The following is a 14,098-nucleotide window of genomic DNA, read 5'->3' as shown; positions in this document are numbered from 1 at the left end:
GGCATCAGGACAACAGATGTCCTGGATCGACCTCTGGCGCTACCCCGACCAACTCTATCCCGGCATCGGGAGCAAAGATCATGTGATCTTCGTCGAGGCTTTCCCGCCAGTCCCCGGCAAGTCCGATCTGAAACCAGTGACCCTGGGCGTCTGCTTCCAGATCCGTCAGGTACGTGCGGTCCAACGCCTCGTTGTATACCACCTTCAGCGTAGTATCCGTACCCTCTCCAAAGCCGGTATAACCCAAGGCCGACACATCGATCCTGTCGTCAACCGTGAAGCCTTCGATCAGGTCGGCAAAGCTCTGGCTGTCAGTACGATAGCTGTCCTCGGTAGAGGTGTAGCGAAACACGTCATCGTTCTGATGGTTATCGGTCCACAACGAGATGTCGGCTCTGTCCCCGCCATTAAGGCGATCGGCGCCCCTGCCACCGATGATGACATCCGCTCCAGCGCCGCCGTTGATACGGTCGTTGCCGTCCAGGCCATAGATGATTTCCGATAAGGCAGAACCGCTGATCGTGTCTTTGCCAGACGTCCCCTCGATAGTAGGCGCGGTGAACACCAGGTTACTGCTGTTCAACTGCCCCACCCAATCGCCGTCCAAGGCCAGTTCGAAGCGTTGTCCGGAGGCATCGGCGTCGTAGCTCTTGAGGTAGGTGCGTGTGCCATCTGCGCTGGCCTGGATGGCCAAGGTGCCGTCATGGCCGTCGCCGATTCCGGTGAAACCCAGGGCAATCAGGTCGATGCGGTCGTGGGAGGCGTCGAAGTCCTGGATTCGATCGCTGCTGTTTTGCGTATCGGTGCGGAAGCTGTCGCTCAGTTCGGTAAAGCGGAAGATGTCGGCGCCAGCGCCACCTTGCAGAACGTCGCGCCCACCGTTGCCTTGGAGCACGTCATCACCGGCCAGGCCATGGATGACTTCGGCGGCATCGGTCCCCTGCAGGATTTCCTCGCCGGCGTATCCATCCACATGGAGCTTGCCGTCCTGGCTGCCGAAGCTGGTGTCTACACTGCCATCCGCGTTCAAGCGGATGACACTGAAATCCCCGTTGTTCGTGCCGGCAGCCACGATCTTGCCATCGGCTTGTACCGTCAAAGCCGCAGGCGTGCCGGCCTCGAAGGTCACCGTGCCGTTGGTGCCAAAGCCCGTGTCAAAGGAACCATCGGCGTTAAGCCTCACCACCGTCGTCAAGGTGTCGCCTTCGCCATGGCCCATCACGACGATCTTGCCGTCCGTTTGCAGAGTAATCACCGAGTCTTCGCCAAATCCCATGGCAGGGCTCAGGTAAAGGACACCGTTGTCACCGAAATGGGTGTCCAACTGACCGTCGTGGTTGAAGCGCTGCAGGGCGTATGTCGGATCCCCTGCACCGGCGGCATTGTAGGCAGCCCCGACCACAACACCTCCGTCTGCCTGCACTGCGGTGGAAATCCCGCCGTTGTAGTAGGTGTCTTCGGGAATGCTTACAGTCAGCACGCCGTTGTCGCCAAAACCATCGACAAAAGTGCCGTCATTGCCGATCCAGGACACGGTGGCCTGATCAAATCCGCGAGCGCTGATCTGGAAGGTGCCATCCGCATTGGCCGTCAGATCGATGTCTTTGAACGCATGGCTGATGTCGACGGTCATGGCGCCGTTCTGACCAAAGGTCGCATCGCGCGTCCCGTCGCTGTTGAAGCGCTGCACCTGGACGCTGGTGTCCTGCGCGATGGCGATAAGCACCTTGCCATCGGACTGCACCGCCGTCAGCTCATAGCGCGACGCCGGGGCTACCGCGGCAGGGATTATGTCGACGCCACCGTCATGGAAGCTGGTGTCCAGGCGACCATCCGCGTTCAGGCGGATAACGGAATGGTTCTGTTCGTAGCCATAGCTTTCTTCGCCTGGCGCCCCGGGGTAACCCCAGGCCAGGTATTCGGTATACCCCCCGACCAGTATCTTGCCGTCCGGCTGGATAACGATGCTTTGGTTATCATCGGACTGACCGGTGAGATCGATCTGGACGGTGCCTGGGCCACTTCTCACGGAATGGGTACTTGCCGTCGTGCTATCGGTAGTTGCCATGTCTTAATCCTTTAAGGGGGTGGACCCGTCACTTTAGTAGAGCGACAAGTCGGTGCCAGCAGCGCTCGACGGGCGGCTTCTTGAAGTCATGAAAAAGCCGCGTTGATACGCGGCTTTTTCATGGGCTCAGGGACGCTGCAGCGGCTCGACATGAGCACTGTCCCTGTGGGAGCGAGCCTGCTCGCGATAGCGAAGCAACAGTCGGCATCAATGCCACCTGACCCACCGCTATCGCGAGCAGGCTCGCTCCCACAGGTTTTTATGGCTGACTAAAACAGGTAGCCGATATAGACCGCCGCCCCACCACCGGCCTGCACGCCAGCGTTCATGCCCGCCATGACCAGCGCCCCCTTCGCCGACTGCACCAATTGCCGGTTGACGATGCTGGCGGCCATCATGGTCGCGGGGCTGGCGTTCAGCGCCACCGACAACGCCAGCAATTTGGGATCAAGCCCGAACAGCAACGCCGTGGCCGAACCGCCGACCACCAGGCCCGCTCCCACTTCGGTATACATGCACGGCCCGGTGATGTCGTCGCTGGTCAGGTCACGCTCGACCAGGGCATCGCTGACAAACACTTTGCCGGTACTCGGGAACGCCTCCGCCGCCGCGGCCCCACCCACGCTCTTGCCTTTGATCTGGATATTGACCTTGCCGAAACGCGGCAGTCGCGCACCAAATCCGGCCCCCACCCCGACGCCGCCGTAACGGTAGCTGACGTCCTCGCCCTGGGGCGAACGCAAGATGATCGAACCGCCACTGCCCGCCACCATCACCACGGTCAGACCGCCGCCGCTGGCGGTCTGGTACTGCCAGCGGCTTTCGTTGACCGGGATCGGGATGTTGTAACTCATGATTCAAAATCCTTTATGTAAATGAGCCGCACCGCGACCACGCTGACGGATGACTTCCAACAGACCGAAAATGGCGAACACCAGACCGAGGCAGCCCAATAACCCGGAAGTGCCCCACAGTGCGGCCGGGTCATCGACGATGGCGCTGCCCGCCGGCCGTTCGGGCAGGTAATGCACCCGCACCGACTGATCCTGCCGATAGCCGAAGATAAAACCGCCCTGGGGGTAGGAAATCTTTTCGCCACTGTCGGTGGTAAAGGCAATCTCGGGATGCGAGCCACCGGCATTCAAGCGGCTGACGACGCCATCGGCGGTTTGTGCATGGGCGAGGAATTCGCGTCGATCAAGTGTGAGATGAACGGCAATGCTCAACAGGCCGATACCGATCAGGGCAAACAGCACGCCCCGCAATATCTTCCCGAGGCGCGACGGAGGATGGTTGGCCATGGTAGGTCTCAGTATTCATCCATGAAAGAGGGAGGTCAGGATAGCAAGAAGCTTTATCCGAGTCCGCTCATTTGCTCGCGGAAGCCATCAGTACACCAAAACAGAAAAAGGTGATGCCCGACAACTTGCCAACGATCCCTGCGCCTCTGTTCGTGGCGAGCCAGCCCCTTGCACGGTTGGCCATGAGCGCATAGCCGGTGTGAACCAGTACGACCAGCAAGCCATAGGAAGACACCAACAGGAAAAACTGGCTGGAGTAGTTGTCCTCCGGTTTGATGAACTGCGGAAATACCGCGAGAAAGAAGAAACCCGCCTTGGGATTCAACAGCTGGATCGACAGCGCTTCGACGAATCGGTGCCACGGACGCGGCGATGTGATGGAGAGTTCCGGAATGAAACGCCTCGTACGCCACATCTTGACCCCAAGGTACAGCAGGTAGAGTGCGCCGACGTATTTGAGAACGGTGAACGCAGTGGATGACGCGGCGAGGATCAGCCCGACACTGGTGGCGGAAATACCCGCCACGACAAACGCCCCCAACGCGATGCCGAAGATGCCGGGAAACGAACCGGTCCAACCATGGCGCAAGGCATTGGAAATCGTCAGCACCACCCCCGGGCCTGGGCTGAGCACGGTCAGGGTCGCCAACATCAGAAACAATCCGTAATTCACCATGAGTCACTCCAAAGCAAGGGGTGCCCAGAGTGGTAGGAAGGGGCATCGCTGACAAACGCTTTAATTGCGCCCCTGATGTGACTAAATTAGACACATGATTGCCGACCTCCCACCCTTGAACGCCGTGCGTGCCTTCGCCGCTGCCGCTCGCCACCAGAGTTTCAGCCGTGCGGCCGAAGAACTGCATGTCAGCCACAGCGCTGTCAGCCGTCATATCAAGCTGCTCGAAGAACACCTGGGGGTGCTGCTTTTCGAACGTCGCACCCGCCAATCCGTACTCACGCCGGCCGGCCAGACGTTTTACGAGCAGGTCAGCATGGCCCTTGCGCAGATTGCCCATGCCGCGACCGGCCTGACCCGGAGCGCTTCGCGGCGCAAGGTGACGATCAATGTGCGGCCATCCTTCGCGGTACGTTGGCTGATCCCGCGATTGCCCAACTTCATGGCGCTGTATCCGGATATCTACCCTGAAGTGGTTACCAGCACCCTGCCGCCGAATCAATCGCGCGAGGCGTTTGACGTGGTGGTTCGCCGTGGACAGTCCGGATGGTCCGCCAATGTTCAACCCCATGCATTACTGGAAGATGACCTGGTACTGGTCGCCGCCCCGTCGCTGCTGAAAAACCAGCCGTTGGACAACCCCGGCGACCTAGCCCAACACTCGCTACTGGCCGGCAAAACCCGCCGCAGCGACTGGCCGGATTGGGTCAAGCGGGCGGGCATCGCTCTACCGCGCACTCAACCGACCCTGCAATTCGACCATATGCATCTGGTGTTACAAGCCGCCGTCGATGGCCTGGGGGTAGCCTTGTGCCCGGCCTCATTACTGGGCAGTGACTTATCCACAGGGCGACTGACCTGCCCGCTTCCCTCCTTGCGCCTGCCGTTGACCCGTTATTACTACGGCGTCTCCCAAGGCGCAGCGGCTGAAACCCAGGTGTTTATCGACTGGATGCTGTCTCATATCCATCGGGACGCAACAACACCCTCGTTACCCGACGCTCCTGGACCTCTACAACCGTCATGCGCCATGCCTGCCAACGGAGTTCATCGCCAATGACCGGCAAGCGATCCAGCAAACTCATGACCAATCCTGCGAGTGTCTGATAGTCCTCGGTGGCTTGTGCCTGGAAGCCCGTCTGCTCGCGGATCTGGCTGAGGTTCAGCGCGCCGTTGATGAGGAAACCGCCCTCCTGGGGCACGATATTCGGGCCTTCGATTTCACTGGCATCGGGCAGCTCACCGGCGATGGATTCGAGGATGTCGGTCATGGTCAGCAATCCCACGAAATCACCGAACTCGTTCACCACAAAAGCGATGTGCGTCGATTCCTTACGCATCTGCTCCAGCGCGTTGAGGATCGTGAAACTGTCCAGCAAGTTGATTGCCTTGCGGGCCATGGCCTCCAGATCGGGCTCGTGCCCGGCCAACAGCTCCTTGAGCAGTTCCTTCTTGTGGACGAAGCCCAACGGCTCATCGACCTGGCCGTTGCGAATCAACGGCAGCCTGGAATACGACGAGTGCATCAACCGCGTGCGGATCACGTCTGGGGCGTCGGCCAGATCCAAGTGATCAATTTCCGCGCGGGGAGTCATGACGCCGCGTATCGGGCGCTCCGCCAACTGAAGCACGCCGTTGATCATGACGCGTTCACGTCGGTCGAACGCCGGTTCGGCCTCATCGCTTGAGAGCATGTCGGCAATCTCTTCACCTACCTCGTCGGCGTCCAACGGGTGGCCACCCAACAAACGCATCACCGCATGGGCGGTGCGTTGGCGCATGGGGCGACGCCCCTGCAGGCTCTTCTTGCGGCGTGAACGAGCCAACTGGTTGAACAGTTCGATCAGGATCGAGAAGCCTATCGCGGCGTAGAGATACCCTTTCGGAATGTGGAAACCCAGGCCCTCCGCGGTGAGGCTGAAACCGATCATCATCAGGAAGCCCAGGCAAAGCATGATGACAGTAGGGTGCCCATTGACGAAGTTCGTCAGCGGCTTGCTCGCGACGATCATCAGGCCTATGGAGAAAATCACCGCGATCATCATGACCGACAAGTGCTCCACCATGCCCACGGCGGTGATCACGGCATCCAGCGAAAACACCGCATCCAGCACCACGATCTGCGCAACGATTGGCCAGAACATCGCATAGGCCGCGTGACCCGAGCGCTGGGCCACATGGCCTTCGAGTCGCTCATGCAACTCCATGGTTGCCTTGAATAGCAGGAATACACCGCCGAACAACATGATCAAGTCTCGACCCGAGAACGTCTTGTCGAAGACCTCGAACAACGGTTCGGTCAGGGTCACCATCCACGAGATGCTGGCCAGCAAGCCAAGACGCATCACCAGCGCCAGGGACAGGCCGATGATGCGGGCGCGATCCCGCTGCTCTGGAGGAAGTTTGTCGGCCAGGATGGCGATGAAGACAAGGTTGTCGATGCCGAGCACCAGCTCCAGCACGATCAGCGTCAGCAGGCCAAGCCAGGCCGTGGGGTCAACGATCCATTCCATGGCGTTATTCGCCCCCTCGGAAAGAGATCGTCAGATGGATGCGACGAATGGGAGGAGAAAAGCGACTGGGGGGCTCCATGGGGGTGTTCATATCGACCTGAAAGTAATTTGGGATAAAAATCCTACAGAAATTCAGGATGCTTCATACGAAACGAATCATTACAGGATCTGACAAGCGCGCCCGCGCAGCTAAGCCCGGTAACTGAGAGGGCTCAGACGGGCCTTAGGTACACACATTGTCGGCAATACAAACATCGCCCCAAGGGTAGCCCCAGCAACGTGCCATTTTTTGGTGCAACAACGATCCCCTTGGCTTGTTGCTATCCGCGTTGAAAAATTGTCCGCTTACAAGGTGATAGCCCAACGCCATGGTCTGAATCTTGCCTTATTAATCGTTATAACGCGGCCTCTTACAAAGGGGACCGAGAATGGGAAGTTTCGCTACGGAGCCCGCGTACAGAGCGAACCAGAGCGAACTTTCGAGGCCTTTTAAAAGAACACCTGTTTCGGCATTGTGTAGAAACGCACAAAAAGAGTGCGAGGGTGTTCAGGGGAGTATGGGCATGCAGGCTTTTCTATCACCGGGCATCGGATTATTGGGACGTTTCGGCTTCGCCGGTAAATTCCAGCTGTTGTTCCTGCTCTTCATCCTGCCACTCATGGGCAGCCTGTGGATCATCGGCCAAGACTATCGCGATCAGCTCAGCCTGATTTCCGGGGAGCGCGCCGGGGTCCGTCAACTGCTGGCCCTGGACAACCTGGACAACCTGCTCACCGCCCAGCGAAATCGCGCCGCCCGTTGGCGCGCCACGGAAACCAATCGGCAACCCACGCCTGCCACGCTTGCCGCGATGGCCGCTTTCGATGCCGTGCAACCTGCCCTCAACCAGGCCGCCGATGACCTGAACGCCACCTTACAGGCCGAGGGCGCCGAAGCCGATATTCTCGCCCGCTACCAGGCCTTGCAGACCAGCCTCAAGGGCCTGGACTCGAAAAGCCTGGGCGCCGTGGGTTGGTGGCCGGATGGCTATGACCGCTTCACCGCCGCCCTCAGTGCGCTGCAAGCCCTGCGCGAGCAGATCGTGATGGACAATCGCCTGACCCTCGCCTCCTGGCTGGAAACCTATCTGCTGACCCAGATCTCGACCCAACAGACCCCCGAACTGATCGAACGGGTCGGGCGCCTGGCCAGCGTCGGACAGGCTTCGGTGGTGTCGGGCCAGTTCACCCTGCAGAGCCGCCTGCAACTGCGGGACCTGCGCAGCCGCATCGGCGACGCCCGGGATCAATTGCTCAAGACCGGAGGGCTCCTGGAAGCACGCCTGCCCAACGACCTGCAAACCTGGGCCAGTCAATATCAAGGCAGCCTCAAGCATCTGGATACCGAACTGAAAGTGCTGGATGACGGCGTGTTCGGCGGCTCCATCAGCCTCAAGCCGGAAGACTTCGAGAAACACCTGGATACCCTGCTGTCCGATCTGGCCGCCCTGCGCCAGCAATCTCTCGTAGCCCTGGATACGCGGCTGAATCATTACCACGGCACGGCGATCCGCCAGTTCACACTGGTGGCGACGGTGCTGGGCTGCCTACTGTTGGCGGCACTCTACTTATTTGTCTGCCTGCAGGCGTCCATTCGCCGCAGCGCCAGCGGTATCACCTTGCTGGCCGAAGCCCTGCGTGACGGTAACCTCAGCTTGCAAGTGCCGGTACAAGGACGCGATGAACTGGCGGCGATCAGCACCGCCCTCAACGTCGCCGTGGTGCAACTGCGCAACAGCCTGCTGGGGGTCGACCACGAGACGTCGCAGGTAAGCAATGCCGTGCGCACCCTCAACACCCACTCCAGCGGCGCCCTGGGAGAGGTCGAAGCCCAACAGATGCAGATCAGCCAGATCGCCGCCGCGGCAACGCAACTGGCCGCGACCTCCCAAGGCGTGGCAAAAAGCTGTGAGCAGGCGTCCGACAGCGCCCAGCAGACCCGACGCATCGCCGCCGACAGCAGCCGCGACAGCCAACGCACAACCGCGAGTATCCAGCAGCTCAACCAGCGCCTCAACGACACCGCTGCCGCCCTGGGCCGGGTGAGCGAACAGGGGCAACAGATCCAGCTGGTGGTCGACACCATCCGTGGCGTGGCCGAGCAGACCAACCTGCTGGCCCTCAACGCCGCCATCGAAGCGGCGCGTGCCGGGGAACAGGGGCGCGGTTTCGCGGTGGTGGCCGATGAGGTCCGCAGCCTGTCGCAGCGTACCCAGTCCTCCACGCAGCAGATTGCAGGCACGGTCGACAGTCTGCGCGCGACGGTCAATGAAGCGGTCAGCCTGATGGAAGCCGCCTGCGAACAGGCACAGACCGACGCGCAGGCCGTCACCAGCCTGGGCGAGCGCCTGGGAGAAATCGCCAGCGCCGTGCAAAGCGTTACCGATACCCTGGCGCAGATCGCCACCGCGGTGGACGAACAGGCCAGCACGGCCGACGAGGTCAGCGGCAATATCCAGCAGGTCGATCAAGCCGCCATGCGCTTGCTGGACGGTGCGCGGGCAGTGAACCTGGCGGCGGATACCCTGAGCCAGGGAAGCCAGGCGCTGAGTGCGAATACCGGGAGATTTCAACTCGGTTGAGGGGCATTTGCGGCGAGGATGGATAAGCGGTTGAAAGCGCAGAGAAATATTTCAGATTTACGCTTGACACATCCTCGTTACCGGCGAATAATGCGCGCCACTTGGCTACATAGCTCAGTTGGTTAGAGCATAGCATTCATAATGCTGGGGTCCGGGGTTCAAGTCCCTGTGTAGCCACCAAGTACTAAAAACGGCTTATCGAAAGATAAGCCGTTTTTTTATGCGCTGAAAAAAGCTACACGGCAGGTATCGCCACGATTGCCTGAACCATCGTGTTTTGCGCAAATAAACCAAATCCAGTGCTGGCCTCAACACCGGATCGAAATGCCTTTCTGGTGGCCCCAAAGCACATCCCCGAAGTGGCTGAGCTGGCTCGACTCACCTCAGTTATTCAGTTGCAGTTCGTCCGGCACGGCCTCCGACGACGTCAAAGATTTGATGATCGCGACGTGACAGGCCTCAAGAATTTCATCAGCCAATGAAGAGTCGTCGGGACAGGCGCGGGACATCACAATGGCGCCGAGTGCCTGGGCCATTATCGCCAGATGCGTTGCACGAGCCTTCTCAGCGGCTTCAGGGCTCAAGTCCCCTCCTCCAAGCAACACACCCAGTTGGGTCTCGATACCTGCCGCAAAGGTAGCGCGGACCTCATCCTCTTTACGAGCGGCATCCGCGCACAACGCCGCGAATGTGCAGCCGGTGGCCCGGTTATCGCGATGTTCGCGCGAAAGATAGGCACGCACGAACTCTTGTATCGAGGCGCCGGCAGTGAGCTCCGCGGACTGCGCGATACTGCAAGCCGACGACTCCGCCATCAGATCGGCCTTGGAGCGGAAGTGCTTATAAAAGCCTCCCTGGGTAAATCCGGCAGCAGCCATGAGATCCGCGATGCCAACGCCGTCATAGCCGCGCTCCCGAAAGAGCGCGGACGCGGTTTCAACAATATGTGCGCGATTCGCCTGTGCCTGTTTCTTCGTGACTTTCATCGTCCATCCAAGCGTTGTCCAACTCGCCGGCAGTATACATTGATGTCATCCAACATCAAAATGTTGACATTTTAGAGTTCACTCGCAATCATTGAGGCCATTCCCCCCACCAGAAGCTGGAAATCATGTCTGAGAAATCGCTGTTCGAACCCTATTTGCTGGGTGACGTGACGCTCTCCAATCGCATCGTGATGGCGCCGCTGACCCGTAACCGCGCAGGCGCTGGCCTAGTCCCGAGCGAATTGAGCGCAACCTATTACGCCCAACGCGCCTCGGCCGGTCTGATCATCACTGAAGCCACCCAGATATCGGCGCAGGCACAGGGATATCAAGACACCCCGGGGCTGTACACGCCCGAGCAAATCGCCGGCTGGCGGACGGTGACGGACGCCGTACATGCAGCGGGTGGGCGAATCTTTGTGCAGCTTTGGCACGTTGGCCGTGTTTCCCACGTCGATCTGCAACCGGATGGCGCAGCACCTGTGGCGCCGTCTGCGATCCGGGCGCAGACGAAGACTTTCGTCAACAACCATTTCGCCGACGTCTCGGAACCTCGAGCCCTGCAATCGAGCGAGCTGCCAGGCATCGTCAATGACTTTCGCCAAGCGGCGGCGAACGCCATTGCCGCAGGCTTCGACGGCGTCGAGATCCACGGGGCCAACGGTTACCTGCTTGATCAGTTCATCAAAGACAACGCCAACCAGCGCACGGATGCCTACGGCGGCTCGATAGAGAATCGCGCCCGCCTGCTGATCGAAGTCGTCGCGGCAGTGGTCGATGAAATCGGTGCCGAGCGCACCGGCGTGCGGATTTCGCCGGTCTCTCCGGCCAATGGCGTCTCCAGCAGCGCTCCTCAACCCCAGTACGAATACATCGTCGAGCAGCTCAATGCGCTGGGGATTGTCTTGCTGCACGTAGTGGAAGGTGCCACTGGCGGCCCCCGCGATGTAGCACCGTTCAACTACGCCGCATTACGCCAGCGATTCAAGCAGACCTACCTGGCCAATAACGGCTACGACCTGCAATTGGCTACCGCTGCCCTCAACGAGGACAAGGCAGATCTGATTGCCTTCGGCCGTCCGTTCATCAGCAACCCGGACCTGGTTGAACGCTTGAAAACCGCTGCGCCATTGACACCGCTCGACGGCGCCACGCTCTACGGTGGCGGCGCCAAAGGTTATACCGACTATCCGACCATCGCTGGTTGAGGCTTCCCCACTCATCTTCTTGTACAACACGCCCCAGGAATTCCAACATGACAACGCTTGCGACTGTTCTTATCACGGGTGCCTCTACCGGCATCGGCGCCACCTATGCCAAACGCTTTGCCGAACGCGGCCATGATCTTGTCCTTGTCGCCCGAGACAAGGAACGCCTGGATGCGCTGGCCGCCCGCCTTCATGCAGAACACGGCGTTGCCGTTGATGTTGTGCAAGCTGACTTGACCCACCCTGCCGACCTCAGTGCAGTCGAAACCCGCCTGCGTGAGGACTCGCGCATTGGCGTATTGATCAACAACGCAGGGTTGGCTCAATCCGGTGCTTTCGTTCAACAGAACGCCGAGGCGATCGATCGGCTTGTCTCGCTCAACGTCGTTGCCGTGACGCGGCTCGCCGCTGCGGTAGCTCCGCGCTTTGCACAGTCCGGTGCGGGTTCCATCGTCAATCTGGGATCGGTGGTGGGTTTGGCGCCTGAATTCGGCATGTCGGTGTATGGCGCTTCGAAGGCGTTCGTACTGTTCCTGTCCCAAGGGCTGCACCTGGAGTTGTCGTCCAAAGGTGTCTATGTCCAAGCAGTCTTGCCAGCCGCCACCCGTACCGAAATCTGGGAACGCGCAGGGATTGACGTCAACTCGCTGAGCGAAGTGATGGATGTCGAAGAGTTGGTCGATGCCGCGCTGATCGGCTTTGATCGCCGCGAGCTGGTCACCATCCCGCCGTTACACACCGAGGCACGCTGGACGGCCCTGGATCAAGCGCGGCAGGGTTTACTGTCAGAGATTCGCCAAGCCCACGCCGCTGAGCGCTATCAACCGAAAGCCTGAGTGTCATTGCTCTCGCTCAGTCAACGCAATTGAACGCAAAGCTTCCCTGTGACCATGTCGCCGGGGAGCGAAGTGGCAGCGGCATATCCACATCGGAATCAGAGCACAATGAAAGCCCTCACATTCAAACGCTATGGCAAGTCGCCGCACATCGGGTTCGAGCAAGTTGCCCGCCCGACAATCGCGTCCAACGAGATGCTGGTCGAGGTCTACGCCGCCGGGCTGAACCCGATCGACAACATGATCCCAACGGGTATGTTCAAACCTGTCCTGAAGTTCAAGTTGCCGGCCGTCATAGGCAGCGATCTCGCGGGCGTGGTCATGGAAGTTGGCAGCGCGGTCACTCGCTTCAAGCCAGGTGATGCGATATTTGCCAGCCTCTTTGACCTTGGCACCGGCTCGATCGCCGAGTTTGCAGTAGTACCCGAGGCGGTTGCCGCGTTGAAACCTGAGAACCTGGATTTCGTGCAAGCCGCATCCCTGCCAATGGTGGGGCTGACCTCCTGGCAAGCGTTGAAAGAGCGCGCCCATCTCAAGGCAGGCCAGAAACTATTCGTCCCGGCAGGATCAGGAGGTATTGGTACCTTCGCGATCCAACTGGCAAAACATCTGGGGGCCAAGGTCGCGACCACGACCAGTACCACAAACATCGAGCTGGTACGTAGCCTGGGCGCAGACGAAGTGGTCGATTACAAGAAACAGGCATTTGAGCACGTGCTCAGTGGCTACGATGTGATACTCGGTACAACCCGAGGAGACACACTTGAAAAGTCCGTTGGCATTCTCAAGCCGGGCGGCAAAATGGTTTCACTGATCGGTCCCCTGGACAAAGCCTTTGCCAAGGCCCGCCGGATGAACGTTCTCTTCTCGTTCATCTTCGGCCTGATGAGCCGCAAGATCATCGGTCTGGCGAAAAAGAACAACGTGACCTATTCGTTCCTGTTCGTTCGCCCGGACGGCGCTCAGCTCAATGAAATTGGCATGCTCATCAAATCCGAGCGCATCAAGCCTGTCATGGATCGGGTCTTTGCTTTCGAGCATGCGAAGGAAGCACTCGATTATCTGGGTCAAGGTCGGGCAAAAGGTAAGGTCGTCGTTAAGATCAAATAGCAGGCCAGCGCGGGGACACTTCTGTGGCCTGGATGTGGCAAGTGCATGACTGCCCTTTTCAAACCTGGGGATAGCGCCTGAACCATTCGGTCTCTTCCAAGCGTGCCGCATGAGCATGCAACACGGGAAAATCATCTGCTCTGGCGACATCGGCCACCATCAGTTGAATGAAAGACCAGGCGACGGCACTGGTGATGGCGGCCTGATCCGGCCTGTCCTCGGCAGCCGGCGGCACGCGCGCCAGCTGGGCTTCCCATTCGCGGCAGGCCGCCAGCAACTGCCCCACCACCCGGTCCAGCCAAGGCTGATGACGCTTTTCCTCAGGGCGTAACTGGCGTTCATAGACAATCTGCACGGCCTTTTCGCAAGCAGCCAGCGCCGATCCCAACACCTGCAGCGAAGCGACCAGGGGCACGGCCTGTTGCGGCATCAACTTCTTGTCAGCGGGGCTCTGCGCCTCGAAGTAGTCGATGATCAGCGTCGAATCCATCAACACATTTCCGTCATCCAGCACCAGGCTGGGGGCCTTTACCACCGGGTTGATCGCGCGGAACGCTTCGAACGAACCGAATACCGACAGTGCCACATGCTCGAACGAGACGCCCATCAGATCAAGCGAGATGGCCACGCGGCGAACATAGGGAGAATCCAGCATGCCAATCAGTTTCATCAGGTCATTCCTCCGTATGCGGGTCAATCCTGTTTCCTGGTGGTACTGCTGAGAAGCGGGCTCCTGTCGGTTTGCACCCTGCGTCTCGCATCGCTACAGTCCGACTCTA

General features: G+C 59.7%; 12 protein-coding genes and 1 tRNA gene. 6 read left to right on the top strand and 7 right to left on the bottom strand.

The genetic code is table 11. From position 1 onward, the window contains the following. Window positions 1–4: 4 nt before the first annotated feature. From CGA22_RS24995 to CGA22_RS24980, 4 genes are all read right to left on the bottom strand, one after another. Window positions 5–2,068 carry a calcium-binding protein gene (locus CGA22_RS24995; protein ID WP_188258742.1) on the bottom strand — a complete coding sequence of 688 codons (2,064 nt, stop codon included), beginning with the start codon at window positions 2,066–2,068 and terminating at the stop codon, window positions 5–7. A gap of 269 nt (window positions 2,069–2,337) precedes the next feature. Next, complete coding sequence (locus tag CGA22_RS24990) at window positions 2,338–2,922, bottom strand: hypothetical protein (protein WP_041024908.1); 585 nt, start codon at window positions 2,920–2,922, stop codon at window positions 2,338–2,340. 3 nt (window positions 2,923–2,925) lie between these two features. Continuing rightward, on the bottom strand, window positions 2,926–3,369 hold the full coding sequence (locus CGA22_RS24985; protein ID WP_041024909.1) for a DUF3592 domain-containing protein: 444 nt from the start codon (window positions 3,367–3,369) through the stop codon (window positions 2,926–2,928). A gap of 67 nt (window positions 3,370–3,436) precedes the next feature. Then, a complete protein-coding gene (locus tag CGA22_RS24980; protein ID WP_041024910.1) occupies window positions 3,437–4,045 on the bottom strand; it encodes a LysE family translocator in 609 nt (202 codons plus the stop codon). Window positions 4,046–4,139: 94 nt separating this feature from the next. Between CGA22_RS24980 and CGA22_RS24975 the strand changes: the two genes are divergently transcribed. Next, window positions 4,140–5,105: a LysR substrate-binding domain-containing protein gene (locus CGA22_RS24975; protein WP_156996979.1), complete on the top strand. Its 966-nt coding sequence runs from the start codon at window positions 4,140–4,142 to the stop codon at window positions 5,103–5,105. Here CGA22_RS24975 and CGA22_RS24970 read toward each other — a convergent pair. Beyond that, window positions 4,987–6,558, bottom strand: coding sequence for a TerC family protein (locus CGA22_RS24970; protein ID WP_041024911.1), 1,572 nt, complete (start codon window positions 6,556–6,558; stop codon window positions 4,987–4,989). The two genes, CGA22_RS24975 and CGA22_RS24970, sit on opposite strands and share 119 nt — an antisense overlap. Window positions 6,559–7,121: 563 nt before the next feature. Between CGA22_RS24970 and CGA22_RS24965 the strand changes: the two genes are divergently transcribed. Together CGA22_RS24965 and CGA22_RS24960 are read left to right on the top strand one after the other, a co-directional pair. Next, complete coding sequence (locus CGA22_RS24965) at window positions 7,122–9,179, top strand: methyl-accepting chemotaxis protein (protein WP_041024923.1); 2,058 nt, start codon at window positions 7,122–7,124, stop codon at window positions 9,177–9,179. A gap of 103 nt (window positions 9,180–9,282) precedes the next feature. Continuing rightward, window positions 9,283–9,359 (top strand) — tRNA-Met (locus tag CGA22_RS24960). Window positions 9,360–9,562: 203 nt separating this feature from the next. Here the strand turns inward: CGA22_RS24960 and CGA22_RS24955 are convergent. Further along, entirely contained in the window at window positions 9,563–10,165 is a 603-nt protein-coding gene (locus tag CGA22_RS24955) for a TetR/AcrR family transcriptional regulator (protein WP_041024912.1), read from the bottom strand. A 125-nt stretch (window positions 10,166–10,290) separates the two neighbouring features. On the opposite strand from CGA22_RS24955, the gene CGA22_RS24950 reads away from it, so the two are divergent. From CGA22_RS24950 to CGA22_RS24940, 3 genes are all read left to right on the top strand, one after another. After that, complete coding sequence (locus tag CGA22_RS24950; protein ID WP_041024913.1) at window positions 10,291–11,373, top strand: alkene reductase; 1,083 nt, start codon at window positions 10,291–10,293, stop codon at window positions 11,371–11,373. Between the two features lie 47 nt (window positions 11,374–11,420). After that, on the top strand, window positions 11,421–12,209 hold the full coding sequence (locus tag CGA22_RS24945; RefSeq protein WP_041024914.1) for an SDR family NAD(P)-dependent oxidoreductase: 789 nt from the start codon (window positions 11,421–11,423) through the stop codon (window positions 12,207–12,209). A gap of 108 nt (window positions 12,210–12,317) precedes the next feature. Beyond that, entirely contained in the window at window positions 12,318–13,319 is a 1,002-nt protein-coding gene (locus CGA22_RS24940; protein ID WP_041024915.1) for an NADP-dependent oxidoreductase, read from the top strand. A 58-nt stretch (window positions 13,320–13,377) separates the two neighbouring features. Here CGA22_RS24940 and CGA22_RS24935 read toward each other — a convergent pair whose 3' ends face one another. Continuing rightward, window positions 13,378–13,989: a glutathione S-transferase gene (locus tag CGA22_RS24935; RefSeq protein WP_041024916.1), complete on the bottom strand. Its 612-nt coding sequence runs from the start codon at window positions 13,987–13,989 to the stop codon at window positions 13,378–13,380. Window positions 13,990–14,098 lie beyond the last annotated feature (109 nt).

Source organism: Pseudomonas sp. PSB18 (genome assembly GCF_014596565.1).
Lineage (GTDB): Bacteria > Pseudomonadota > Gammaproteobacteria > Pseudomonadales > Pseudomonadaceae > Aquipseudomonas.
The sequence above is the reverse complement of the archived record's forward strand: the minus strand, read 5'-3'. Positions and strand labels throughout refer to the sequence as shown.